General features: G+C 69.4%; 26 protein-coding genes and 2 pseudogenes. 7 read left to right on the top strand and 21 right to left on the bottom strand.

Features of this window, described 5'->3' with window-relative positions; translation table 11 throughout:
- Window positions 1-320: 320 nt before the first annotated feature.
- The 4 genes from AB0447_RS19155 to AB0447_RS19140 all read right to left on the bottom strand — a co-directional run bounded on the left by AB0447_RS19155 (window position 321) and on the right by AB0447_RS19140 (window position 3,110).
- Window positions 321-449: a hypothetical protein gene (locus tag AB0447_RS19155; RefSeq protein ID WP_366477861.1), complete on the bottom strand. Its 129-nt coding sequence runs from the start codon at window positions 447-449 to the stop codon at window positions 321-323.
- A 1,211-nt stretch (window positions 450-1,660) separates the two neighbouring features.
- Window positions 1,661-1,930 (bottom strand): hypothetical protein, encoded by a 270-nt coding sequence (locus AB0447_RS19150; RefSeq protein WP_366477860.1) that lies wholly within the window; start codon window positions 1,928-1,930, stop codon window positions 1,661-1,663.
- A 174-nt stretch (window positions 1,931-2,104) separates the two neighbouring features.
- The gene (locus AB0447_RS19145) at window positions 2,105-2,578 is read right to left on the bottom strand and encodes a neocarzinostatin apoprotein domain-containing protein (protein WP_366477859.1); all 474 of its coding nucleotides are present in this window, start codon (window positions 2,576-2,578) and stop codon (window positions 2,105-2,107) included.
- Entirely contained in the window at window positions 2,505-3,110 is a 606-nt protein-coding gene (locus AB0447_RS19140; protein WP_366477858.1) for a dihydrofolate reductase family protein, read from the bottom strand. The genes AB0447_RS19145 and AB0447_RS19140 overlap by 74 nt, the downstream gene beginning before the upstream one ends.
- Window positions 3,111-3,563: 453 nt before the next feature.
- Here AB0447_RS19140 and AB0447_RS19135 point away from each other — a divergent pair, with 453 nt between their 5' ends.
- Window positions 3,564-4,394, top strand: a complete 831-nt coding sequence (locus AB0447_RS19135) for a hypothetical protein (protein ID WP_366477857.1) — start codon at window positions 3,564-3,566, stop codon at window positions 4,392-4,394.
- A gap of 432 nt (window positions 4,395-4,826) precedes the next feature.
- On the opposite strand, the gene AB0447_RS19130 is transcribed toward AB0447_RS19135, so the two are convergent.
- The 4 genes from AB0447_RS19130 to AB0447_RS19115 all read right to left on the bottom strand — a co-directional run bounded on the left by AB0447_RS19130 (window position 4,827) and on the right by AB0447_RS19115 (window position 8,388).
- Window positions 4,827-5,798 carry a quinone oxidoreductase gene (locus tag AB0447_RS19130; RefSeq protein WP_189735549.1) on the bottom strand — a complete coding sequence of 324 codons (972 nt, stop codon included), beginning with the start codon at window positions 5,796-5,798 and terminating at the stop codon, window positions 4,827-4,829.
- Between the two features lie 174 nt (window positions 5,799-5,972).
- Complete coding sequence (locus AB0447_RS19125) at window positions 5,973-6,224, bottom strand: hypothetical protein (protein WP_366477856.1); 252 nt, start codon at window positions 6,222-6,224, stop codon at window positions 5,973-5,975.
- The gene (locus AB0447_RS19120; RefSeq protein WP_366477855.1) at window positions 6,212-6,577 is read right to left on the bottom strand and encodes a hypothetical protein; all 366 of its coding nucleotides are present in this window, start codon (window positions 6,575-6,577) and stop codon (window positions 6,212-6,214) included. Before AB0447_RS19120 ends, AB0447_RS19125 begins: the two co-directional genes overlap by 13 nt.
- A gap of 770 nt (window positions 6,578-7,347) precedes the next feature.
- A complete protein-coding gene (locus tag AB0447_RS19115; RefSeq protein ID WP_366477854.1) occupies window positions 7,348-8,388 on the bottom strand; it encodes a hypothetical protein in 1,041 nt (346 codons plus the stop codon).
- A gap of 838 nt (window positions 8,389-9,226) precedes the next feature.
- On the opposite strand from AB0447_RS19115, the gene AB0447_RS19110 reads away from it, so the two are divergent.
- Window positions 9,227-9,628 carry a hypothetical protein gene (locus tag AB0447_RS19110; RefSeq protein WP_366477853.1) on the top strand — a complete coding sequence of 134 codons (402 nt, stop codon included), beginning with the start codon at window positions 9,227-9,229 and terminating at the stop codon, window positions 9,626-9,628.
- 159 nt (window positions 9,629-9,787) lie between these two features.
- On the opposite strand, the gene AB0447_RS19105 is transcribed toward AB0447_RS19110, so the two are convergent.
- From AB0447_RS19105 to AB0447_RS19065, 9 genes and pseudogenes are all read right to left on the bottom strand, one after another.
- Window positions 9,788-10,129: a hypothetical protein gene (locus tag AB0447_RS19105; RefSeq protein WP_366477852.1), complete on the bottom strand. Its 342-nt coding sequence runs from the start codon at window positions 10,127-10,129 to the stop codon at window positions 9,788-9,790.
- Entirely contained in the window at window positions 10,063-11,106 is a 1,044-nt protein-coding gene (locus tag AB0447_RS19100) for a DUF402 domain-containing protein (RefSeq protein WP_366477851.1), read from the bottom strand. Before AB0447_RS19100 ends, AB0447_RS19105 begins: the two co-directional genes overlap by 67 nt.
- Window positions 11,107-11,297: 191 nt before the next feature.
- Window positions 11,298-12,512 (bottom strand): hypothetical protein, encoded by a 1,215-nt coding sequence (locus tag AB0447_RS19095; RefSeq protein WP_366477850.1) that lies wholly within the window; start codon window positions 12,510-12,512, stop codon window positions 11,298-11,300.
- A 330-nt stretch (window positions 12,513-12,842) separates the two neighbouring features.
- A pseudogene (locus tag AB0447_RS19090) lies at window positions 12,843-13,667 on the bottom strand (hypothetical protein).
- A 73-nt stretch (window positions 13,668-13,740) separates the two neighbouring features.
- Window positions 13,741-14,172: a sulfite exporter TauE/SafE family protein gene (locus tag AB0447_RS19085; RefSeq protein WP_366477849.1), complete on the bottom strand. Its 432-nt coding sequence runs from the start codon at window positions 14,170-14,172 to the stop codon at window positions 13,741-13,743.
- Window positions 14,173-14,445: 273 nt separating this feature from the next.
- Window positions 14,446-14,667 (bottom strand): hypothetical protein, encoded by a 222-nt coding sequence (locus AB0447_RS19080; RefSeq protein ID WP_366477848.1) that lies wholly within the window; start codon window positions 14,665-14,667, stop codon window positions 14,446-14,448.
- A gap of 50 nt (window positions 14,668-14,717) precedes the next feature.
- Complete coding sequence (locus AB0447_RS19075) at window positions 14,718-15,332, bottom strand: isoprenylcysteine carboxylmethyltransferase family protein (protein ID WP_366477847.1); 615 nt, start codon at window positions 15,330-15,332, stop codon at window positions 14,718-14,720.
- A complete protein-coding gene (locus AB0447_RS19070; protein WP_366477845.1) occupies window positions 15,329-16,063 on the bottom strand; it encodes a cation transporter in 735 nt (244 codons plus the stop codon). Before AB0447_RS19070 ends, AB0447_RS19075 begins: the two co-directional genes overlap by 4 nt.
- The gene (locus AB0447_RS19065) at window positions 16,063-16,398 is read right to left on the bottom strand and encodes a metalloregulator ArsR/SmtB family transcription factor (RefSeq protein WP_366477844.1); all 336 of its coding nucleotides are present in this window, start codon (window positions 16,396-16,398) and stop codon (window positions 16,063-16,065) included. Before AB0447_RS19065 ends, AB0447_RS19070 begins: the two co-directional genes overlap by 1 nt.
- Window positions 16,399-16,653: 255 nt before the next feature.
- On the opposite strand from AB0447_RS19065, the gene AB0447_RS19060 reads away from it, so the two are divergent.
- A complete protein-coding gene (locus tag AB0447_RS19060; protein WP_366477843.1) occupies window positions 16,654-16,836 on the top strand; it encodes a hypothetical protein in 183 nt (60 codons plus the stop codon).
- A gap of 296 nt (window positions 16,837-17,132) precedes the next feature.
- Here AB0447_RS19060 and AB0447_RS19055 read toward each other — a convergent pair whose 3' ends face one another.
- Together AB0447_RS19055 and AB0447_RS19050 are read right to left on the bottom strand one after the other, a co-directional pair.
- Window positions 17,133-17,933 (bottom strand): class I SAM-dependent methyltransferase, encoded by an 801-nt coding sequence (locus AB0447_RS19055; RefSeq protein ID WP_366477842.1) that lies wholly within the window; start codon window positions 17,931-17,933, stop codon window positions 17,133-17,135.
- A gap of 282 nt (window positions 17,934-18,215) precedes the next feature.
- Window positions 18,216-19,208: a helix-turn-helix domain-containing protein gene (locus AB0447_RS19050; RefSeq protein ID WP_366477841.1), complete on the bottom strand. Its 993-nt coding sequence runs from the start codon at window positions 19,206-19,208 to the stop codon at window positions 18,216-18,218.
- Between the two features lie 62 nt (window positions 19,209-19,270).
- Here AB0447_RS19050 and AB0447_RS19045 point away from each other — a divergent pair, with 62 nt between their 5' ends.
- The 3 genes from AB0447_RS19045 to AB0447_RS19035 all read left to right on the top strand — a co-directional run bounded on the left by AB0447_RS19045 (window position 19,271) and on the right by AB0447_RS19035 (window position 21,515).
- Window positions 19,271-19,600 (top strand): cupin domain-containing protein, encoded by a 330-nt coding sequence (locus AB0447_RS19045; protein ID WP_366477840.1) that lies wholly within the window; start codon window positions 19,271-19,273, stop codon window positions 19,598-19,600.
- A gap of 198 nt (window positions 19,601-19,798) precedes the next feature.
- The gene (locus tag AB0447_RS19040) at window positions 19,799-20,383 is read left to right on the top strand and encodes a hypothetical protein (RefSeq protein ID WP_366477839.1); all 585 of its coding nucleotides are present in this window, start codon (window positions 19,799-19,801) and stop codon (window positions 20,381-20,383) included.
- A 133-nt stretch (window positions 20,384-20,516) separates the two neighbouring features.
- A complete protein-coding gene (locus tag AB0447_RS19035; protein ID WP_366477838.1) occupies window positions 20,517-21,515 on the top strand; it encodes an endonuclease/exonuclease/phosphatase family protein in 999 nt (332 codons plus the stop codon).
- A gap of 449 nt (window positions 21,516-21,964) precedes the next feature.
- Here the strand turns inward: AB0447_RS19035 and AB0447_RS19030 are convergent.
- Together AB0447_RS19030 and AB0447_RS19025 are read right to left on the bottom strand one after the other, a co-directional pair.
- Window positions 21,965-22,069, bottom strand: a pseudogene (locus AB0447_RS19030) (IS5/IS1182 family transposase); the annotation flags it as partial.
- A 114-nt stretch (window positions 22,070-22,183) separates the two neighbouring features.
- Window positions 22,184-23,494: an SgcJ/EcaC family oxidoreductase gene (locus AB0447_RS19025; RefSeq protein ID WP_366477837.1), complete on the bottom strand. Its 1,311-nt coding sequence runs from the start codon at window positions 23,492-23,494 to the stop codon at window positions 22,184-22,186.
- Window positions 23,495-23,591: 97 nt separating this feature from the next.
- Between AB0447_RS19025 and AB0447_RS19020 the strand changes: the two genes are divergently transcribed.
- Window positions 23,592-24,122 carry a MarR family transcriptional regulator gene (locus AB0447_RS19020; protein ID WP_366477836.1) on the top strand — a complete coding sequence of 177 codons (531 nt, stop codon included), beginning with the start codon at window positions 23,592-23,594 and terminating at the stop codon, window positions 24,120-24,122.
- Window positions 24,123-24,376: the final 254 nt, after the last annotated feature.

Raw genomic sequence — 24,376 nt, 5'->3', positions numbered from 1 at the left:
CGCCCGACCTCCTCGACGGATGGATGGCTGCCGTGGGCGTGTCTGTTCACACTGGCCGCCGAGCGTTTCGGTGAGGGCCCCTGCGATGGGCGCTTGACGGCAGCAGCCTGGTCACCTCGTGACAGCCATGATCACTACGGCTAGCAGCGCAGGGACACCCGTCCGATCCCGGCTGACACCCAGCCAGTACCACCGCCGTAACCACTCCCCACTGGAGTTCACTCCGCGGGGGGCCTGTGATGGAGGGGTGATAGGGCTGGGTCAGGAGGAGAACGGGCGGGCCACGTGGGGGAGCTCGCACCCCCGCCCCTCCCCCGGGATCAGCTTTCGCCGCGCATCAGATCCACGATCACTGCCCACAGAGCACGTGCGCTCAGTGCGGCAATGATCCGCTTCACCATGTCGGCACCCAGCTGGACCCGACGAGATGACCGCTGGTCATCACTCATGTCTGTACCCCTTCACCACCGGGGCCCCGCGCCCTGTGACGCGGAATCCGTTGCCCCCCCACGGGTAGGTACAGACAACTGCCAGCGTAGCTCTGCCCTCCGCCCACATCCACCTGCTTCACCAACCCCGGTCCGCGGGCTCGCAACCCGGCCGGCCAGACCATCGAACATCGGGCCTCAGTTTCGGCTGCCGCGAGTACACCCGAGGGCGGCGTCGTCACGGAGTGCAGAGTCGCGTCCACGAGACCCCCGACCGTGGTGGAGGACGGGCCGTCCTTCCACGTGGTGTCGGTCCCGAGACGGGCCAGATGCGCGGCAAGGAGACCGGTGCCGCCCTGGTCGCGAATCTGGTCCATGCAGTGGGCCAGCAGGGGCCACTAACGGGAGCCCACCAGAAGACCCACCTCCGACTCGGGCAGCACGTCCTTGACGACGCCGACGATCGCGGCGTGCCCGAGCCGGTTGACGCCGAGCTGCTCCAGCGCCTTCGTCCGAGCGCCCGAGATCCAGGTCCCGGGACACGCTCAACCCCCTGGTCAGCAGGCCCCAGGAACGCTTCACCTGCGCGCCCACGGAAGCCCAGAGATCCGAGCACTCAGCCCACACGCGCGACAGCCAACCTTCAGCGGGAAACGACACCGGCCTTCAGCAGAAGAACGACACGCCTTACCGAAAGATCCCAGCTCAACGCCGCGCGACCTGGTGCACACCCTTGTCGCGAGGCACTGAAGGATCCATGGCGCCCATCACGCGGACGGCACCACGGCAACGGCACCCCCAGAGCCTCCGCCAGCCAATCCGCCCCCACCCCGGCCCCGATCGGGCCCCGCAACGCGGCCCGCAGCCTGCCCCTCGTCGTACACCTCCCGCACCGAACGCACCATGAAACGCACATCGGCGGCCCGCCGATTGGGCTGCGCCGGAAACATGCCGAAAAATCCCGTTTGCTGTCAATAGCCCTGATTCTGGGGCGAGTTGGGGGCACACCGCACAAGCCGCCTACGCGTATGCGAGGGGAAAATTCACCCCTGCGGGGGTGTCCGGGGCGGTCCTGGACATACGACAGCGCGGGCTGCCACCGGGTGGTGGCAGCCCGCGCTGGGGTTCGTCAGAGGGGTCTCTCAGGCGGCAGACCGCAGGCTGGGCCTGATCCCATGGCCGTACCTGCAAAACCGCTCGTGCGGGCCCGAAGTAGACGGGCCGGCGGCCGCCTACGAGTTCATTACCGCGCCCGCCTTCCCCTGCGCCTTGGAGAAGACCTCCCCTGCACGATCCTGGCCGAACTTGGCGACCCCGAACGGGACATTGGGCTTGGCCTGCCCAGCCGCCCCCTCTACGGCCGCTTCGGGCACGACGTCGACAGCCGCCTGCGGGGCAGGGTCGGCGGCGTGAGCGGGAACAGCGACGGCAAAGGGGACGGCGGCCAACAGAGCGACAGTGATGATGCGCGGCATGGGCTTCATGCGCTGGAAAACGATCACACCCAAGGAATGTCACCACGCCGGGAGGCCTCCCCAAGGCGCTCCCAGTGCGCTTCCCGCGCGGGGCCCGCACCGCCGCATCAAGACGCGGCTCACCGATGCCCCCCCCTTTTAGCCTGCGGTTGGTCGGGGCGGCTACTGCGCCACGCGTTCGTGGCGCAGTAGCCGTCATCCCTAGCTCCGGAAGGAGATCGACGCGGCCGACCCTCCCTCGGAGTTGCCGACGACGACGGAGCAGTCCGCGACCGCGCAGTCGACCTCGCCGGCCGAGGCGCCGTCCTCGTTGTGTGCCACGAACACGCGACGCACGGTCATCTGGACCGTGCCTTCACCCTCTTCGTTCAGGGGCACCGTTTCCTTATCTGTGTGACAAACCGTCTTGCTCGACTTCACCGTCGCGCACTGCTGGACGAAGACCGTCTCCTCAGGCTCGAAGCCGTAGATCTCGGCTGACTTGTGACGGCTCGGGGCCAGGTGGACCGGGCGTCCTGACGTTGGCCGGCCCCTATTAGGTCTTGCTCCGCACCCGCCGGCGCCGGCCTGGCGGCCGTCCAGACCGGCGGACGGGGCGACGTCACGCAGGGACGCCGAGCGGCGGGTGCTCGAGCACGCGGGGCTTGTACTCGACCAGCTGGATGCGGCCGTCAAAGGTGTGGTGCTCGATCATCTCGAGGGCAACGTCCGGATAGCCGTCGTAAATGCGTTCTTCGCCCGTGGCCCCGGTGATCACCGGGAACATCACAACCCGGAAGCGGTCGACGAGTCCGGCTCGTAGCAGGGACCGGCACAGGCTGAGGCTGCCGATCGTGCTGAGGAGCCCCGAGCCACTCGACTTCATGGCACGGACCGCCTCAACGGCGTCGTCGCGGACGAGCGTGGAGTTGGCCCACGTCAGTGGCTCCTCGAGTGAGGAGGAGAACACCACCTTGGACGCTCGCGTGAGCTCGTCAACGGACGCCTCTTCCTCGGGCCTGAACTCGTCTTGGCCATTCGGGACCTCGCCCGCGGCAAAGCCCGACATCAGGCGGTAGGTGTTCGCTCCCATCAGGTAGGTGGCCTCGGGCTGCTCGCCGAGCCATGCGAGGTACTCCGGGCCCTCAAGGCCCCAGAACCCGGGCCATCCCTCTCCCGACGCGTAGCCGTCGAGGGAGGTGATGAAGTCGACGAGAAGCTCCGACATGGCGGTGTCCTTTCCTGGGGTGTCACGAGCTTGGACTGGCCGGGAGCCACAAACTCATCGGCCGCGCTGTGGAGTAACGAGAAAACCCATGACGCTGCAGCCGATCAGACCGGCGGAGCGCCACCCGGGCCAACCGTCACGCTCAGCCGGGCCAAGTACAACGCTCAGGGGCCAACTGAAACGCTCAGTTGTCCCGTCTCACCGAAGGTTGGTCAGTCTCACCGAACCTTGACCACTCGGCCGTTTGTCTCATCGAACTTTGACCGCCGCAGGTCAAGGGCAGATGGCCCCCGGGCCTGGCAGCCGCTGCGTGGCCGGACGACGCACTGTCGTCTGCGGTTTCCACCTCGAGAAGGTACGGCTCGCTGCGGCCTTACGCCCTTCTCCGCAGGGCCCTACCTTTGCGTCATGGAAACTCGGCGTCCCGCCTCGCTTGCGGAGGTTGTGTTACCCGTGACAGCCGGATGGCGGCTGGTGTTCGTGCGCAGCAGGGGCCGCGAGCTGGCAACCGCGCTCGGCGGGAGCATCATGGTCCCGCCGGTGGTCGCAGCCCCACTTCTGCTGGCCGCTCTGGTGCCCGCCGTGGTCTGGGGGAACGCACTCTTATGGGGCAGTTTCTGGGTCCTACTGACACTCACGGTCGTCGCGGTGGTCGTGCTCGCCGCGGCCATGCTGTTCGCCACGGTCTCCCTGACGGTGCGGTGGGTCGAGCTCCGCCCCCTGGGAACTCCGGCCCAGGTCGTGATCGCCCGCTTTCTGCGTTCGTCGACCATGGCGATGGCTGATCTGCAGCGAGTCGTCGTCATCGAGCGACTCAGTCTGGGACAGCGACAGTCGATCAAGGTGGAGTTTCACACCCGCAGCGAGACGGTGGAGTGCGAACCGGCGAAGTCCGCACCGCTCTCACGGGTCGACGCACAGGCGCTAACCGACTGGTTGACCGAGCAACTCGGCCAGGTCCAAGTGGCGGTGGAGCGTCAGACGGAGGTCAAGCAAGACTTCCTGCGCCCGGACGAGTGGTGGACCCGGTCCCACACCGCAGAGCTGTGGAGGGTACCCGTCGGCGAGGTCGACGGCATAGCCGCCCAACGCGGCGTCGAAATCTATCGGTACACGCCCCGGGCAAACGCGATGTACAGCCCTGGCACTTCGGTCACCGTCTACGACCCCGGCCGGGCCTACGAAGTCGCCGAAGAACTCCGCGCGGAACGAGCCGCCGGCCAGGCCGCCGACAGCACGGCAACCCCCGGCCCAGCCGAGGACGACGCAACGGATTCCCGCTGACTCGATCGGGCCGGTCCTGACCTGGCTCGGAGACTGCACTCCATGAGCGGGCGTATGACATCGCCTGCGTGGGGACGAATCCCGACTGGCTGTGTAGGTGAGTCGGGGGAGGCGCTTGTTGCCGGGTTCGGGAGGCGATCCCGTGTCGTGAGAGGTGATGTCGCCGAGTTTTGACGGCAGTCGGGGTCTTGCGGTGAGAGGATCGGTGTGCTGTCCCGTTGGGAGCCCGCATGCGGGTATCCGCGGGGCGGTTCCGGCGGGTGCCGGGGCCGCCCCACGGATACCCGCATGAGGGTATCCGTGTCCAAGGTTGAGCTGTATGTGACGATCCGCCGTGACCGTCGTGCTGGCCCGTCTGGTTCGGAGCCAATGTTGGTGCGGTAGGCGTCTCCCTGGGGAAATCCGCTACCGGCTGCTTTCCATACCCCGTGCCTACGGGATGACGAGTAGCTTGCCGGTGGTACGCCGAGCCTCCAGATCGCGGTGAGCTTGGGCGACCTCGGCGAGCGGGTAGCGGGCCGTCACGGTGGTCTCAAGCGCCTTGGTGCGCACCAATTCAAGCACGTCGGCGGCGCGCCGGAGCAGCTCGGACCGATCGGCGATGAAGTGCCCGAGGCTTGGCCGGATCAGGGTCAGCGAACCGCCCTGGGCGAGCCGGATGGGGTCGAAGGGCGGCACTGCACCACTCGCGGCGCCGAAGAGCACCAGGTGGCCGCGGGTTCGCAGGCTGGCGAGGCTCGCATCGAAGGTGTCCCTGCCGACGCCGTCGAAGACGACAGGCAGGCCCTGGCCGCCATGGAGCCGCTTCACCTCGGCCGCGAGATCGTCCACTGCAGAGTAGAGGATCACCTCGGCGGCCCCGGCGCGCCGCGCCAGCTGGGCCTTCTCCGGTGTCGAGGTCGTGCCGATCACTCTGCCGCCGAGATGGGTGATGAGCTGGGTCAGCACAAGCCCCATGCCGCCGGCAGCAGCGTGCACGAGCACCGTGTCGCCTGGCTGGACCGGGTAGGCGTCCTTGACGAGGTAGTGCGCCGTCATGCCCTGCAGCAGCACGGCGGCGGCGGCCTCGAAGTCGACGCCGTCGGGCAGGGGCACGAGCCGGGAGGAGTCCACGACGGCCTGCTCGGCATAGGTGCCGGGAATCTCCACCCAGCCGACCCGGTCTCCCACAGCGACGTGGGTGACGCCGGGTCCAACCTCGAGGACCGTGCCCGCGCCCTCAGTGCCCGGGGTGAAGGGCAGCGGGAGGGTGTACCGGCCCTGGCGGTGGTATACGTCGAGGAAGTTGACGCCGGACGCGGCGACCTCCACGACCGCCTGGCCCGGGCCCGGCATCGGTTGATCAATGTCGACCAGTCGCAGCACCTCGGGACCGCCCACTTCGGAAACCTGAATCGCTCGCATGACCCCTCCTGAAACGGCTAACTTCCCTCACCAACTCCGGTCGTGGCGATCCGATTCCCGCTCGCGGTGAGGTGTCGTAGCCGTCACGTTCAGGTCAGCGACATGAAGCCGGCCGTGCCGCGGCAACTGCCCTAGAGCCCGAGGCTGCGGCCGAGCATCGTTCAGCGTGCCAGCTCAGGAGGTTCGGTGGGCCTGTCGAAGGAGGTATTCCCGTTCGGAGCGGCTGGTGGTCTGCTCCGCGGCGGCGCGATAGTGCGTGACTGCGGTCTCGTGGTCACCGGCCAGGTCGAGCAGTTGGGCCCGCACCGCCGCGAGGCGGTGGCTGCCGGTTATGCGAGGGTCGGCGTCGCGGGTGTCGAGCAGGGCCAGACCCGCACCTGGCCCCTGGACCATCGCGATGGCCAGCGCCCGGTTCAGCGTGAGCACGGGCTTCTGCGCCGCAGACAGCAGACCCGACAAAGCTGCCGAACCAGCGCGATGGTCTTCATCAACTCGTCTGGCGGATAGTTCTCATTGACCTGGCCGACCGCCTGGGCATGGCGCTGCGCCCGCCAGGAGAGCAGCGCGATGTCCTCGCTGACACTGCGGCAGCCGGCCGCGTTGAACGCCTGCCCGGTGGCCTCACCAATGTCGTCGATCGCTGCTCCGACCGACCGGGCGGCCTGCTCGGCGCGCATCGCGTGCTGCTCAGCCGCCCCGATCAACCCGTGCGAGAGACCGAGGACCAGATCCACTTTCTTCCCGGTGTCAGGGCCGGTGCTGAACTTGACGCCCAGCACCTCGAGAACCTTCAGCAGGTCGGACGGGGCAACGGGCGGAGGCAGCAGCGGACTGGTAACCCCAGGGAGCGTAGTAGCGCCCACACGTCGCAAAGAGGCATTCGCCGAATCCCGAACCCGTACACCGGACCGCTCCGGACCCGCCGGCGTCACATCAATGCAGGTCAGCGATTTCCGTTGGTCTTACGGCGATTACTGCCGGGACCCTGTGCCTTCAAAACTCACCGACATTGATCAAGGAACCGGCCCTCGACCGCCTCCCGGAGAAGCCGACGCAGCCACCCGTCGGAGCCGAACCTTGACCTTCGAGCCCGCTGCCCAGCTGCGTATGGCCAGCCTCGTCGCTGTCAGCGCCTGCCTGGCCCGGGGGCCACTGCCCTTGACCTGCGGCGGTCAAAGTTCGATGGGACAAACGGCCGAGTGGTCAAGGTTCGGTGAGACTGACCAACCTTCGGTGAGACGGCACATCAGCGCGCGTACGGCTCTACGAACGCCGGCAACTCGACTCGGGGTTGTGGATGTACCGCATCGGCGTGTCCCTGTGGCAGACGGCTCAGAACAGGACGGCAACCCCGTGCCTCCTGCTCCTTTTTCGTAACGCCTCTCCGGGCCGCTCACAGCGCCCACCTGACCGGGAGATAGGGACCCTCTCCCGGTGTCATTGCACCTTCTGTTCCTGACATCTGCTGCAGAAGGGCCTTCTACAGGAAAAGGCAGCGCCTCGCCCTGGCTGACACAGGGATCCGTTCACCCGGGGACACCGGAGTCGATCACCCTTTCCCCCGTCCCGGCTGACTGGCGTGCGTCAGATGGGAGCGCATGATCTCCCGATATTCCGGGTGGCCGTTCACCGTGCGATGGTGCAGCTCACGGAGCATTCCGTAGCGGGCAAGCAGAGCCGCTTGGTGCTCGGCCAGCTCGTCGGTGACGTATCGCCAAATGATGTTGCTCAGCGCAGCATCCAGCACGGCCATGGCCTCGTCCATGCGTCCAAGGCCGGCCAGCAGCTCGGCCAGCTGCTTCGGTGCGGAGCTGTAGGTGCGCAGCACCTCAATGGCCTCCTCGTGACGTCCGTGCTCGTCCAGGAGCTGAGCGACGTTGAAGCCGGCGGTGTTCGGAATGGCGTGGGGCTGGTACGGACGGCTGCGCAGGACTTTCAAGGCCCGGTCGGCGTGGCCCAGTTCGACGAGCAGGTCAACCGTCCACTGGTAGGCGGATTCCTCGCTGGCGTCGATGCGCTGCTGCATGATGGCGATACCCTCTTCTACCCGGCCCTGGGCGATAAGGGTGCGGGCCAGGAGCAGGGCGAAGCCCGTCTCGCCCGGGCGTGCCAGGGTGCGCAGCGCGTCGACGTGTCCCCGCTCAGCCAGGACGGGCGCCAGCCATGACCGGGTCCGGGGGGCGTCGGCCATGGCCAGCGCCTCGACCACACGGTCCTCGCGGAGCAGCAGGTACACCCGCAGGTGCCACTCCGCGCAGTCCAGGGATTTCCAGTCGGGCGGGGTGCCGGCGCCGGCGAGCAGCTCATCGAGGGCGTGCTCGACCAGGCCGCGCTGGTACAGCAGGTCGATCACGTGCCGGAAGGCTTCGTCGTCCCAGGCCACCATGCGGACCTTCAGGACGGTGACCGCCGCATCGAGGGGCATGTCACCCGGGTCGACGACGAGGCGAAGCAGTTCGATCAGGTGCGGGGTGGGGCGACTGGTGAGGCCGTGGAGATTCTCCCACCGGCCGTGCTCGGCGTAGTACTCGGCCAGCCGTGCCTTGGCGTACACCGTGCCGGTGGCCGCCATCGAAGCGACCTCGTCCACGTGCCCCTCGAGCAGCAGCCGACGAATGTTCTCCTGCTGCTCGCGTTCGTAGCGAGCCCGTTCCCCGGCGCCGTACGGTGGTCCCCAGTCGGCAAGCGCACGGCTCCCCCCGTTGGGTCGTACGGCTGCGCCAACCGGCCCCACTGCGGGCCCATTTGGCTTCCTCTTCTTCTTTTTGCCTCTCCCCATCGCCTCAGTGTCGAGCACGGACGTACAGGTAGGCCAGCCCACGGCAAACTCTGCGGAGCACTCTCCGCCCACCTGCGAATAGCGCACGCTGCGAATACTGCCTCTCCACCAGTTCGGCGGGGGCGTCGAGCCGGCCGAGTACGAGACGTGGGTGACTGCCGCCCAGCTCCGCCCGATCCCCGGCGTGAACGTGGACGCCGTGCCCAAGCACCACTGGGCCACCACCGCGGCGCCGGCCCGGTGGGCATGGGTGCTGGACGGCCGTACCCGCCGCGGCCAGCCGCCACCGTCCACTCCGAGGGCTGCCGGCTGGCCACCGGCCGCGCGCACCCGCTGGGCACCATGGCGGCGCTGGATGCCCCGCGCGGCCGGGGATGGCGGGTGCACGGTTGCGTCCTTGGAAGTGGTGTAGGGGTTCTACCCGTTCCGGGGGTTTGTGCCGGGGTTCGAGTGGGTGTCCGCATAGACGAACGGCCACCGGCTGATCTTCGAGATGTCTAGTCACGAAGGAGATCAGCACGATGACCGCACCCGGCAGTCTGCCCCTTCACGCCCTCGCTCACGACCACCTGGCCACGGCGAGTCCCGACCTGCTCCGCTCGATGGTCAAAACGTTCCGCCGTCTGGCAAATGCGCAGCCCAGCAGAAGATGACCGTCGAACACCGTGGTCAGACCTTCCGGATCTCGTCCATGGCCATCCGACTCACCGTGATCCATGAAGATCCGTACCTTGACCAGCACTGTCTGGGCCTGCACCCGGACGATGAGGTGTTGACCGTCCTCGTCCACGCCGACGCTCCCTGCACCGTCACCAACACTGCCACCGTTATGGATGCAAGCGGTGCCTTGAGAGACTCGGCGAGCGATCCCACCCCCATCACCGGTGGTGAGTGCGGCGACGTCGGTGGAGACGGAAACGGTGGATCCATCCTTCCCGTCAACCTCAGCGGCATCCTCCCGATGTTCAACAACATCACCACGAACAACAACATCAACAGCCCCGGCGCCTCTAACGTCAGCAGCCAGACCCTGCGGGTGAACGCACCTTGACACAGCCGGTACGGCCGCTGCGTTGGATCAGCGCAGCGGCTTCAGCCGCGCTGAACGGGGGTAGGAGGGGAACGACCACTCAGCTTGACGTTTAACGTTTCAGGCTGAACAACACCTCGATCGCCCAACGGTCTGGGGGACGGGCTCGGAGTCCTTGGATCAGTTGGTTTTGCCGATGGTGCTGCGGGCCGCGAGGCGGAAGTCCTTGACGGCTTCGTAGAGGGTCCGCTCTCGTTCGGCGGCAAGGGCGATGTCTTCGGCCTTGTGGGTGGTGTTTCCCGCGTGGGCGTTCTCGGCCATCCGTCGCATGACGTGTGAGAGGTCGCTGGAGGCGACGGTGACGCGTTCCGCGACTTCCGCGAGGGGTGTTGGCCCTTCGAGGATGACGATTTCGCAGGCGCGGTGGACCTCGCGGGCCAGGGTGATGAAGCGGGCTATCTTCTCGTCGATGTCCGGCAGGTCGGGTTGTTCCGAACGCAGCGCGTCGAGGACGGCGTCCATGGCGATGTCGCGGTCGTGGAGAGCGCTGAGGTAGCCGGCGTATGCGTCGCGGCGATGCTGGCGGCTCCATTGGCGCGCTGGGACCGTGCCTGAGCACGGCCGTTGACGATTGCGGCCCCGAGGGTGGTGGCGGAGCCGACGGCGGCGCCCAGCAGCGCGGCGAGTCCTGAGTCCATGGGCTCTAGTCTGCCGTTCTTGCTGTTCATCCAGTTCGCCGGGTTCATCCCCTTCTTGTGGTGTGCAGGCCGGGTGTAGGACTCGCCGGTGGCGAGGACCCGCCCGACGTCGTAGCGAGTGGCGGGGCTCCGGTTCTTCGAGCCGAGCGGACGGCCGGGGCCGGGCCGTGCCGGTTTCGGTGCACCGGCTGGCGTGCCCGTCTTCGCGTGCAGTGCCCACCGCTCCGCGGCCGCGAACGGGCCGGAGCGGTCGGCGAGCATGCCGAGCACCTGGGCGCGGGCATCGTCCACGGCCTGGTGCTCGATGTCGTCGATGATGCCGAGCCGTCGCACGTGCGTGTACTCCTCCTCGTCCTTCCACGTCCAGCGGCTCAGGTCGGGGGTGACGACCAGGTCCACGGTCAGGTCGAAGGTGTCGAAGCCACCAGGGGTGCGGCAGGTCGGGTGCTCGAAGTTCACGTACCAGTTCCGCAGGCCGGCACCGGTGAAGAACGCGTTGATGTTGAACCACGCGCCCGGCGGCTTCCACAGCAGCTCCGTCTCCTGCCACCGGCCGGGAGCGAGGTCCCACTCCCCCGCCGCCATCGCCTCGAACGCCTCGGTGCGCAGCGTCCGGTCGTCGTCCGCTTCGCGAGCCTGGGCGTACAGGGAGGGCCAACGCGCCTCGGCTCCGGGTGCGCAGGCGGTCACCAGCGCCTCCTCGGTGTCGTCGATGACCCGCAGCGCCCATTCGCTCCACACCCGGCCGGGGCGGTGCACGTCGCGGCGTACGACCGTCCGCCCTGCCTCGAACCCGCCCACCGGTCCCTCCCTTCACGATGCCCCGCCGGAAGCCGGCACCAGTTCCAGCTCAGCGCGCTGCGGCGGTCGTGGGTGGCTTTGTTCACGAGTCGTGAAGGCTGTGGTTCACCGTCTCGGAAGGCGTCCGGATCGGTCCGTGGTCGATGTTCACGAGAACAGGAGGCATCGCGGCCCTTGCCATCCCAATCCGGTCAGGGCAAGCACGGGGTGGTCGTGACGGCCAGCCGTGCTTCTGCACCTGCCCGTACGTCAGGGGTCTCCATCGGGTCGTCGCGCAGCGCCGTGATCCGCTCCAGGGTTTCGGGGTGGTCCGGCGCGTGGGCTATGCCCAGGAGCCGGGCCTGTTCCTCGCAGTCCCAGAGGGATTCGGTGTGGGCGTAGTCCAGTCCGCCAGGGTCGATGGCGGCCAGTGCCTCCAGGTAGGCGGCCCGCTCGTAGGAGTGCGGCGTGTGCAGCCAGAACCTGCGCAGGTCCGCCACCGCCTCGGAGGCCGCCGGCCCGAAGCGGGCCAGCCGCCTCGCCGTGGTGTCGGGGCCGCACCACGCGCGGTTCCGCCACTGGTCGGCGAGTTCGGCCACGAGGACCGGGATCACCTCGGGGCCGAGATGATCGGCGAGGACGTCAGAGCCGAGCCGGGCCAGCCACTCCCGCTCGTCGACCACCCACCGGCGCGCGGCCGGTATGGCCAGGGCGCCGAGGCGGTCGACGGCCCGCCTGAGCCGGGGAAGGGGACGGCGGCCGTCCGGGGTGACGAGGGAGGGCACGAGCGGGATCAGGCCCTCCACCGGATCCCGGCGGGACAGCTCGCGCAGGGCGTCGACCCTGCTGCCGGCGCCGGCCAGCAGGTCGAGCAGCTCGTCGTCCGCAAGGCCGGTCAGATCGTGAGGGGTCGGGCCCGGGTCGGGTCGCTGGACCTCGATCCCGAAGCGGGTCCACGGCTCGGTGAACCACGGCGGCTCGGGCTCACCGCTGATCCGGGCCCGCGCGGCCTCACCCAGGTCCTCCCACCACTCCAATGGCCAGATGCCGGAAACCGACTCCAGTACGGGGACCCAGTGCGCGCCCTCCCGGACGTGGCTGCGCAGGGCCTCGCGCGCCTCGTCGCAATCATCGAGGGCGAGCAGTTCCAGCACCTCGGCAGCCCGCCTGCACTGCCCCTCGTCCCCGGCCAGCAGTTCCACGACCGGCGCCGGCGACAGTCCCAGGTCCCGGACCAGCCCGGCGAGGTAGCAGGCGCGGTCGTCGAAGCCGTCCCACCGCCAGTCCCGCCGGATCCCGTCGTAGACGAAGGGCGCGGCCTCCAGGGGATCCCGCAGCGCGCGTACAGCACCCAGGCCACGTCCCCGTTGCAGCAGGCCCTCGACCGAATCGAAGCGGGCATAGGGCATCACGTCGTTATCGCTCATCAACGGGCACCCTGCCCGACCGGGGGCGCGGCCGCCACGCGATATCGGCCCGGACCCGAACGGGAGCAGGCCGTCTCTGAGAATCAGTCCGGGCCAGCCGTGATAGGCACGACGCTTCCGTACATGAACGGCCCGGAGGAACCAGGCTCCCCTGTCACCCAGCCGAAGGCCGCCTGCCTTCGAAACCCGTGAACAATCGGCCCCGGCCTCAAGGACATCCTGCCTTCCGAACCAGTGTCAAAACGCGGCCCATTCGCATGCACGAGGCCAGCCCGATCAGCGTTGAACTCCGCCACCAGATCCGGGCGGACCAGCACCGCGTCCATGACGTCACGGCTCCCCCATGCCACCGTGAACCGCACTCCCTCGAAGGGGTGGCCGGGGCTGGCCGCGGCCAGGTGCTCGCCGACCTGCCGGGCGGCGTCCGGGCGCAGCGGAACCGTGCGGCCCACCGCGCGGAGTCGGCCCGCGTGGTCGTGGCGGCCGAGGATGAGCAACTGCGGGCGGGTCAGGGTGCCGGTGACGGCGCCGATGATCGCTTCGGTGGTGTCTCTGCTTCTGGTCTGTCCAGCCGCGGTAGCCGGGCAGGTAGCGGGTGTTGATGCCCTTGACCGCGATGCCTTCGACGCCGGCCACGTGGGTCCAGGACTGAAGCCACTCGCTGGCCTTGGCCTGGTCCGTCGTCATCGGACACAGGGTCCATGGGGCCGTCAGGGCGTGGTCGGTGAACAGTTCCTTCAGTAGCCGGCGGCGGTCGCGGTAGGGCAGGTTCAGCAGCTCCTGGCCGTCCGGCTGCAACAGATCGAACGCCACGAAGTAGGCCGGTCACCGCACGGCCAGGCCCGCGGCGCTACGGCCGCGGGCGGCGACCCGGCGCTGCAACGCCTCGAACGACAACCGGCCCGCCTCCGCATCCCACACCAGCAGTTCGCCATCGAGGACCAGGCCGTACGGCAACTGCTGCTCGGCAGCGGCCGCCAGGTCCGGGAAACGGTCTTGAATCAGAGACCCGCGGCGGGTCTGCACCACCCCCCGCCCACCCGGGCCGGCCGCGGTGAAGACGATCCTCCGGTGGCCGCCAAGCTTCCGCTCGTACGCGACGCCCGAGCGCAGCGCGGCCGGACCCGGCACCGACTCCGCAGCCTGCGCCAGCATCGGCTCAACCGGCGGTCGCAACGTCACCCCAGGGCCTCCCTTGTGGTCGCCCTTCCAGGGCCGAGCTCTCCGGTCAGGAAGCCGAGGACGCGGCCGGGGTCGTGTGGGCCGTCGATTTCGCCGACCGGCGCACCCACCGCCCCCAAGAGGCCGGTGGTCGCGGTACGAAGCGGCGCACAGCGCGCACGCCAAGCATGTCAAGGGCGAACAGCACCATCAGCAGCGCGCTCGCCACCAGCAGGACGGCGCGGGTACGCGGGCCCGGTTGGACGGCGGATCCGGCTAGGCCGAGGGCCGCGCCGAGCAGGGTGTGGGAGGCGAGCTGGGCACCGAGGAAGGCCAGGACCGGGGTGAACAGTCCGCTGCGCTCCCACGCTTCGGGAGTCCAGGCGGTGGCGCGGCGACCGACCGCGCCGGCGAGAAGGCCGCCCTGGACGGCGGCGCAGGACGCGCCGCCGGCGAACGAGCCGGTGGTCAGACCGGTGACGAACAACGTGGTGGACATGGGTGGGGGAACTCTCCCAAGGGACAGGTACCGGATGAGGACACCGCAAGGCACCCGGCTGGGCATGTGGCCGACGGGTGCGGGTGTGTCAGGTCCGGCTGACGCAGAGCAGAGCGACAGGATCAGGCGCCCTCGGCCAGGCACACCCGTCCCCGGTGGCCTGGGACAACTCGACACAGGCCGCGGCAGGCTGCGCGCGAGCCGTGCAACCGAGCGGTGCCGCGAGCGCGAAAGGGGGAGGCGTGTGCGCGGTCGCCAGGGGGCAGTGCGTGCTCACCGCCAGGCACCCGTCGTGGCCCGGGGCGGAGAGGTCCGGCTGCTGTCGGTTTCCGTCATCTCCTCGGCCACCATCGCCGCCATGCCTGGCATCGGGCCAGGCATGGCCATCGCGCTGGTGCGCCCGGCGCCCCACATCAGGTAGGCGCAGGCCAGCAGCACACCAGCCAGAAGGGTGGCGACGGCCGGGCGGAGGCGCCGGGCAGGACGGACGAGCATGCCCGCGGACTCTACCCAGCCGCCCCAAGGCGTCCGTCCACCGGCCCAGCTCAGGCGGTGCGGCGGCCGACGCCCGGCAGGAACCGCCCGGCCCGGGCGGCGTAGTCGGCGTACAGGGCACCGTGCACTGCCGCCAGGTAGGGCTCCTCCACTATCCGCACCTGCAACTGCACCGCCACGACCAGAGCGATGAGCGCGAGGACCGCGACGGCGTTGGGCACCATCAGCGCCAGGCCGACGGCGGTGACCGCCATCGCGGTGAACACCGGGTTCCGCAGGTGCGCGAACAGCCCTTGGGTGACCAGGTCGGTGCGCTCGGCTGCGTCCACTCCGACCCGCCAGGACGGGCCCATCGCGGACTGCGCCACCAGCGTGGCGGCGACCCCGACGACTGCGACCGCCAGCCCTGCCCAGCGCAGCCACGCCGGGTCGGTACCAGGGATCGGCGGCATCCCGGCAAGGGCGGCGATGGGGGCGGCCGCGCCGCCGAACAGGGCGAGGACGAAGGCGATGCCCGCCCACCAAGAGGCCGTCCCGGGCCGGCCGGAAATCCCGCGGAAGCCGGCATCCCCGGTACGGCGGGCCTGGAGTACCGCCCGGATCCCGAAGGCGGTGACAGCCCAGCCGGTGAACAGAGCCAGCGCGGCCCATGCCCAGCCGTTCACTGCGTAGTCTCCGACTTGTCGCCGGAGCAGCAGGCGTTCCCGCTGGAGCAGGCGCTGTCCGCCTCGCCGGTGGCGGGTACGGTCAGGGAGGAGGGGGGGCCGCAGGCGCAGCCCTTGCCCTGCCAGGCGTCGATGCCCTCCTTCACAGCCACCGCCGCGATGACCAGGGCGGCGACCGGGTCGGCCCAAGACCAGCCCAGGGTGGCGTTGAGGACCAGGCCGACCAGGAGCACCGCGGACAGGTACGTGCACAGCAGCGTCTGCTTGGAGTCCGCGACCGCCGAGGCCGAACCGAGCTCACGGCCGGCCTTGCGTTGGGCGGTGGACAAGAACGGCATGACCGCCAGTGACAGGGCCGCGATCACGATGCCCGGCACCGACGTCTGCGCCTCCCCCGTGCCAGTCAGGGCACGGATCGAGTCGACGGTGACGTAGACGGCGAGCGCGAAGAACGACACGGCGATGATCCGCAGCGTCCGCTTCTCCCGGGCCTCGCGCACGGCGTGGTCGCGGGGGGAGAACTGCCAGGCCACCGCCGTCGCGGAGGAGACCTCAATGACGGAGTCCAGGCCGAACCCGATCAGGGCGGTCGACGAGGCGATCGTGCCGGCGGTGATGGCCACGATCGCCTCGATCACGTTATAGGTGATCGTCGCGGCCACCAGGAACCGTATGCGGCGGGCAAGGGCGTCGCGGCGGGCCGGAGGGGGGCCCAGGGATATGACGCTCATCAGCAGCAGCCCTCCGTCTCTGCGTCCACACAGCTCTTGTCCGCCTCCACCGCCAGAACCGCAGAGCGCAGGTCCCCCAGCGCGTGGCCAAGGCGAGGGTCAGCGAGTTCATAGCGGGTGCGGCGGCCGTCCGGAACCGCGACAACCAGGCCGCAGTCCCGCAGGCACGCCAGATGGTTCGACAAGCGGGTACGCGAAATCCCCAGGGCGTCAGCGAAGTCCGACGGGTAGCCCGGCCCCTCTTGAAGGGCCAGCAGGATGCGGCAGCGGATCGGATCGGCCAGCGCACGGCCGAACCGGGCCAGCGCTTCGATGTCGGTGGCGATAGTCAGCACGCCAAAACCATACACAGAAGCGTGAATTCAGGAAACTGTGAACTATTGGGCGGGGTGCGAACGGGCCGAAAGAGAGACCCCCCGCCGGCCCTGGGCAGCGTCCGCGATGCTGTTGCCGGCCTTCGGCAAGGGGCATCATCCCGACCGCCCGCCAGCACCCACGTGCCAACTGAGAGCAGCAGGTCATGGCGAACGCGCCTCCGATGGACCGGCAGGCGTCAACAAGCAGCTCTGTGTCACACGCTCTTCGGTCACTTGATCACCTGGCCGCTGCTGTTTCTGGTGCGCGTGTTCGGGCAGCTTCCCGTGGGGAAGGGGGCTGCCCGGCTGCTGGAAGCGGCGACGGTTCCGTTCGATGCGATCAGCTACCTAGAGCCGTGCGGGGCCGTGAAGGTCTGCGGGCCGCGCCGGGGACGGGCGTCGAGTTCGACCGTCTGATCGACTCACTGCGTGGCAGGCTCGCGGCGGAGCGCGAGGACGACCTGGCCCCCCGGGATGCACTGTCCCGCGCGCTGGGATCCCTTCTTCAAAGACTTTCTGACGCTCGCGGACATCTACCGCTGCCCGACGCATCACTGCGCCTCCCACCGTGCCCGGCTCACCTCGGGCGAACGTCGCCGACACTGCCGGCGGAGGGCGGGTCCCCAGCCGTGGCGAGGATCGTGCAGATGTCGCCCGCGGTGCACGGGACGGGGTCGGCCTGGGCGGCTCGCCGGGCCAGGCCGCGCAGGGCTTCACGCGTCTTGGCCAGCTCCGGCCGTGCTCTCCCCCGCGGGCGTCTGAGTAACCCGCCACAGGCGGCGCGGCAAGTCGCCTTCCTCGAAGGAGTGGACCTCGTTCAGCGTCCAGCCGTCAGCCAGCGCGTCGACCAGGCCGCGGTCGAAGAAGTGGACGGCGAAGCCTCCATGCTCGTAGATGTCGTCGCCGTGCGCGGTGCCGGCGCCGTAGTGCGCGTCGCCGGTGTGCCGGACGGTGTACACGAACTCGCCGGCGGGCCGCAGGACACGGCGGATCTCCCCCACCAGGGCTTGGATCTCCTGGGTGGACAGAGCCATGTACAGCAGCATGTACGCGAAAACCGCGTCGACACAGGCGTCGGGAAGGGGCAGTGGGTCGCGCACAGCCTGCACCGCGGTGGTCACCCGCCGCTCGACGCTCTGCGCTCCGGCGGCCTCCTGTAGTTGCTGAAGACCGGTGGCGGAGAAGTCCGTGGCCTGCACGGTGAACCCTTCACGGGCGAAGTACAAGGCGTCACGCCCGTGCCCGGCACCGAGTTCCGGAACGTCACTCGCGCCGGCCGCACGGAACACCGAGGCGGCATGGAGCGCGGGCGTAGACGGCTCCTCGCCGTACATGCCGGGGTAGGCGGCATAGGTGTGCTGCAGCCGCTTGTACCAGGGGTTCAGGTAGCGGCCGGTCTGGGTGCGGACGTACGCCTCGATCGGCGCGACGTCGAAGCCGGGCTCGACCGCGTACTGCACGGTGGGCGTGGCGTACCAGCCCGGGCTGGTCGGGCGGTCGCGGGGTTCACTCATGCTTCGGCGCCGGCTTTCAGCGCAGGATCGTCGCCAAGGCTTCAGCAACCCAGCCCCTCGGCATCAAAACTGCAGGTCACAGAGCTCGACGCCCAACTGCAGCCAATACACCAAGCCATTGAAGAAAGCCGCCGAATAGCACCCGCCGCGCGGGCGGGCCCCAGCGTCTACCGGCCGCGCACCCACCAACGTGCGGGGCGCCGCCTCGCCGGGCAGGTGGTCAGGGAGGGACGGCGCCAACCCGACGCCGCGACGCTGGACCAGGGGCCGTACCGCACCCGGTCAGGCGGGGGCCGCGTCGGAGCCCCGCGTACGCGTGCCCTCCGCCTCGTGCCGGAAGGAGCGGCGATAGGCGGCGGGCGTGGTGTGCACCAGCGCGTGGAAGCGCCGACGGAGGTTGGCGGCCGAGGACAGGCCGGTCCTGACCGCGATCGTCTCGACGGCCAGATCCGTCTCCTCCAGGAGCGACCGGGCCGCCATGACCCGCTGCCGTAGCAGCCAGTTGCCCGGGCTCGTGCCGAGCTGCTCGGCGAACCTGCGGGCGAGCGTGCGCGTGGAGACGGCCCCGAACGAGGCGAGGTCGTCGACGGTCAACGGCTCGTGCAGCCGCTCGGCGGCCCAGTCCAGGACGGGGGCCAGGGAGTCGGGCGTGCGGTCGGTGAGGGGGAGCGTGGCGTACTGCAGCTGCCCGCCCTCGCGATGCGGCGGCATGACCATGTGCCGGGCGACCTGGGTTGCGTAGGCGGCGCCCTGGTCCGTGCGGATCAGGTGCAGGCACAGGTCGATGCCCGCGGCTGTGCCCGCGCTCGTGGCCACGTCGCCCAGGTCGATGTAGAGCACGTCCGGCTCGACCTGGATCCCGGGATGCCGGGCGGCGAGTTCGTCGGCCATGCGCCAGTGGGTGGTCGCCCTGCGGCCCTCCAGCAGTCCGGCCTCGGCAAGCAGGAAGGCCGCGGAGCACAGCGCGACGATACGGGCGCCGCGGCGATGCGCCCGCCGTATCGCGTCCACGACGCCGGGCGAGGGAGCGCTCGCGCGCTGCTGCCAACCGGGGATGAGAACGGTCTGAGCGCGCTGCAAGGCCGACAACCCGTGCGTGACCGCCATGTCGTAGCCGGCCAGCGTCGGCAGGGGGCCGGGCCGCTCGGTGCAGACCTCGAACGTATAACGGGCGGGCAGGCCTGGCCGGTTCAGGCCGAAGACCTCGGCGGCGCTGGCCAGCTCGAACGTGGACTGCGGCGGCAGGAGAAGGCACACCACGCGGTGAAGGCTCATGGCAGAAAAGTACCTCTCCACGTCAATCCTGACTCTGGGGCGGAGGCGGATCGGCCGGGAGCATGATCTTCGTGACTCAAGAAACCGACGCCGTACAGATCGTCCACGTCGATGACATCGACCCGACCGAGGTCGCTCCCGGCATCGTCCGCAGGCGCTTGCCCGCCACGGCGTGGGCGCGTGGCTGGGTGTACGACTTCGCCCCGGGGGCGCAATGGCCCGAAGAGGACGTGCACGAGACCGAGGAACGCTACTACGTGGTGTCCGGCGAGTTCATCGACCACGGTCGGCGCCTCGCGGCCGGCAGCTACGTGGTGTTCGCGCCGGGCAGCACGCACCGCCCGCGCACGGAGACCGGGGCGCGCATGATCGGGATCACCCTTCTCGGGTGACCGGGTGACCGGTCGGCCGCGCCCGGCGCGCGGGCGCGGTGCTGTACCAGTCGAGTCGGGTCGGGTCGGGTCGGGTCGGCGTCAGCCGGGGATGGCGGAACGCTTCTGTTCTGTGCGCACGCCATGCCGGGCAGGTGCATGGGGGCCGAGCGCGACCGGCAGACCCACCCACCCACCCAGTGAAGGGATGCTGCTCCCATGTTCGGCACGCTCATGCTCTTCGCCGTTCCCGCCGTGCTGTTCAGGCTGCTCGGCGCGTTCGGCGTCGGACGGTTCGGGAGCTGGCGGGTGTCCGTCCTGCACGGCCTCGCGGTCATGCTGGTGTTCACGGCCGGCGCGCACTTCGTCCCGTCCGCCCTCGGCCCCATGCCCGGCCACCACGACCTGGCCGCAACGGTCCCGCCGTTCGTGCCGTTCCCCCGCCTCGCGGTCTACGCGACCGGCGTCCTGGAACTCCTCGGCGCCGCCGGACTCATCCGGAAGTCCACCCGGCCGGCGGCCGGGCTCGGCCTCGCCGCGCTGTTCGCCCTGATGCTCCCGGCCAACATCCACGCGGCCGTCGAGCAGATCCCGTTCAACGGGGAGCCGGCGACACCACTGTGGTTCAGGATCCCCGAGCAGGTGGTCTTCATCGGTGTCGCGCTGTGGGCCTACGTCCCGGCCCGTGCCGCGTCCGCCCACCGGGCCGGCGGGGCCCCGGCTTGGACATCGTTTCGCGATGGCTCCGCGAGCGGGGGGCTCACACCGCCATCGCCACCGCACAGATCGACCACCGGCGACTGACCGAGTGAATCGACTTCTCCGTCGAGATACGGCAGTCGTATCAGACAGGGACACCTTGTCCAGCCACTGCCCGTGCGGATGCCTGCATGACTGCCACGATGTGCATCCGAATGATCATGAAAGGGGTTTACCTATGCGAGCGGCACTCAGAGCGTTCTTCGCAGCGCTCTTCGTCATAGGACTGGTTCTTGCTTCCAAGCCCAGTCCCGCGCAGGCCGACACTCCCGATGCGCAGAACTGGCCGAAGCCGAGGTTCATCAGCTACAACGTCTGCGGGGCTGCGTGCGCCATCTACGAGGGGTCCAAGGACGCGTGGCGCAACAAGATCGTGAACGCCATGGACGGCTGGGACGCTGATCTGGTCATGCTGCAGGAGATGTGTTACGGGCAGTGGACCCTGCTGCGCAACTCGCTGGAGGACCGCCCCAGCGGCAACAAGTACGACTCGGTCTGGGGCGCGACACTGGCGTCCACGAGCGGGTGCGCGAAGTGGGGGACCGACAAGCGTTACGGTCTGGCCATCTTTGCCAAGGGTGGCCCCGGTACGATCAACAACGGCACTCGGTCCGTCAACTTCCTTCCTAAGGAGACACCGGGAGAGGACCGTATCCTTCTGTGCGCCAGGACGACCGTTACCGGGCGCACGGTCCGTGCCTGCAACACTCACATCGACTACTCGTACAAGGTGATCGCCGACCCGGACCCCAACGTCCCCCCGACGATCCTCAACAACCCCAAGGCGCAGATTCAGAAGGTTGCCGATATCACGAGGGGTTTTGCGAACGGGGGCGACCCGGTGGTCCTCGCGGGTGACTTCAACCAGCTCCCCAAGGACGTGGACATGGCACCCCTCTACGCCCACAGTGGCGGGACCGGGGTATTCCAGGAGGTCGACGAGAACGACAAGGACTACTTCACCGGAGTCGACTGTCCGCAGAGCGGGGATCGCTGCCGCAGCGGTGAAGCAACCGCCGAGCCGGGGTGTTCACCCAAGGTCAGCGAACCCGGGAAGATCGATTACATCTTCCTGAGCTACTACTGGTTCACCACCGTCCGCGGTGACTCCGCAGCCTGCACTCCGGGTATGTCGGACCATCACCTCCTGCGTGGCGCCGCCGCCTGGGAGCACTGACCGCAGCAGGACCTGGCACGGCACCATCGACTCGGTTGCCGCGGCGCGGCTGACACAGACTGCCACCGCAGCGGACACCGGACAGCTGGCAACCCTGTCCATAACTTCTGCTCAAAGGCAAGATCGCGCACGGGTGTCGGCGTTTTCTGAACGTGGACTGCGGACCAGGCGTTGTTCGCGGTCTGGTCTATGACGCGGCCGACCCGGTCTGACCCGAGCCTCCAGATCCTGAGCGCAACAGTGCGGGCCGCCATCCGGGTGAGGTGGCGGCCCGCACTACTGCACCGGTCAGCCGGCGATGCGGCCTCCGACCGGCATGAACAAGACCTCCGGACCCGCTGCCAGCGCCCCCTGAGCGATACGGCCGGTGACGTCACCGACACCCTTGACCTGGGGCACGCCACTGGCAGGCAGGGATCGGGCCTTCAGCTGAATGCCGGCGGGCGGCATCGGCCGTCTGCGGCGAGGTGGATCTCGGCGGTCAGTCCGCCGCGGGAGCGTCCGACGGCATGGTCGTGCGGCTCGCCCGCCGGGGCCCTTGCGGGTGCCTGGAGCGTTGGCAGCACGCCGGGGTCTTATACCCACTGCACCGCATCCTGCTCGCCGAGCTGAACGCGGCCGGCCGCCTCGACTGGCCCAGGGGGGTGGGGGTGTGGGGGCAGGGAAAATCAGTCGACCGGGACGGTGTTCTGGGCGGCGCCGATGCGCCAGGTGCCGTCCTCCTTGACCAGGATGTACAACGGGCGGCCCTCGGGTCGGTCGGCGATCCGGGTGCCGTCGTGGCGGACCGGCTGCTGGCGGACGTTCACCGCGGCGACGTCGGGCCGCAGGAACAACACACGTTCTACGTCGTAGACGGCGGTGGACTCGGCCGCCGCACCGGGCAGCACCTTCCGGGTGAAGGTCGCGATCTCCTCGAAGCCCGACAGTCGCTTGCCATGGCCCGTGGTCCACACCGGGTCCTGTCGGCGGAAGACACTCAGGAACCGGTCGACCAGCTCGTTCTGCTGGGCGTGCTCCACCTCGGCGACCAGGCCGCGGATCTCGGTCACCTCAGCGTCGGTCTCCGGTCCGTCGGGTGCGCCGAACACCTCGACCGGCCGGTACGAGCCCGACACCAGCTCGGCCACCGCGCCCGGCCGGTCCGGCCGCCAGCCGAGGGCGGTACGGGCGGCGGCGCCGCTGACGCTCTGGTCGAGGGCGAGCGCGTCCGCGAAGAGCGGGCCGAAGGTCTCGGAGGCCTGATCCACCGGCACCGCGTTCGGGGCGGCGAGCACTCCGGCTGCGCGGCCGGCCGCCCGGGCGAGGTCACGGACCGGGACGGCCGACTCGCCGACGCCGTGCCAGACGGTGCCGGCCTCGGCCCGCTCGACGGCGGCCACGAACAGCTCGGCCAGGTCGTCCACGTGGACGGTCGGCCAGCGCACGCCCTCCTCGCCGTAGTACTCGGGCACCCCCTGCCGGCGCGCCCGGTCGACCAGGATGGCGGGGATGCCGCCGCCGCGGCCGTACACGATGCCGGGCCGGACGACGACCGCGCGCACGCCCTCGGCGACCTCGGCCAGCACCCGCTCCTCGATCCGCGGGCGGTAGCCGACGATGTCGATCGGGTTGGTCGGGGCCTCCTCGCCCACCTCCTGGGCATCGCCGGTGGCGCCGAGCACCCAGACGCCGCTGGTGTAGACGAAGGGGCGGCCGGTACGGCGCAGCGGAGTGGCGAGCGCCTCGATGACGGCGGTGTCGACATCGGCATCGCCGCTCGGCGGAGCCAGGTGGATCACGGCCTCGATCTCGGAGGGCACCGCACCGGCCAGCGATGCCGGGTCGGCGGTGTCGCCGACCAGCTGGGCGTGCCAGGCCCGGCCGGGCTGGGGATCGGCGGTACGGGTGAGCGCGAACACCTGGTGGCCGGCAGCGGCGAGGTGGTCGGTGACAGCGGAGCCGATGTAGCCGGTAGCACCGGTGAGCAGAACCTTCATGACATTCCCCCTCTGTCGAACATTTCGATGTCGAAACTATAGTTAGACCAGTTCGGCGATGTCAAACCTTTCCATATCGAAATGTTAGACTCGGGCAATGACGGAACAGCAGCGGCAGCACGACGGCGTCGACCGCATCACCGCACAGTGGCGCGCGGTCCGCCCCGACCTGGACCCCTCCCCCATGGCCGTGATCGGCCGGCTCTCCCGCGCCTCACGCCTGCTCGAGCGCGGGATCAAGGAGAACCTGACCGTCCACGGCGTAGAACCCTGGGAGTTCGACGTCCTGGCCACCCTGTTGCGTTCCGGGCCGCCGCACGTCCTCACCGCCGGCGAGCTCAGCTCGGCCGCGATGGTCAGCTCCGCAGCGCTCACCAACCGCATCGACCACCTCGTCGAAAAGGGCCTTGTCGAACGGGCCGTCGACCCCACCCACCGCCGCCGCGTGCTGATCTCCCTGACCGACACCGGCCATGAACTGACCAACCGCCTCGTCGAGCACCACCTCACCGGCGAGGAACGCCAGCTCGCCGGGCTCACCACCGCCGAACGCGACCAACTCACCGGCCTGCTGCGCCGCCTCCTGCTCACCCTCGGCGACCACACCGAAGACCCCGCCCCCCGATAACCCCCCTACCCGCCCCCCGGGACCGGGCAGGGGCACGTCCAGGAATTCAACCGGCTCCGCGCCCGGATCATCCATCCCGGAAACGCTTCAGGGCCGCCGCATCGCAACGGCCCTTGAAGGAAGCAGTGCACCCAAACACACCTGGACAACTCGCCCAATCCGAAAAGGCGCCAGAGCACCGCCCTGACAGAAGCCACCGGGCTCCGGACGAGCTGTACAGCGCGACCTGACCCGCGCCCTCGACGGCTTCATCA

Source organism: Streptomyces sp. NPDC051211 (assembly GCF_040689505.1).
In the GTDB taxonomy this organism is placed as follows: domain Bacteria; phylum Actinomycetota; class Actinomycetes; order Streptomycetales; family Streptomycetaceae; genus Streptomyces.
The sequence above is the reverse complement of the archived record's forward strand: the minus strand, read 5'-3'. Positions and strand labels throughout refer to the sequence as shown.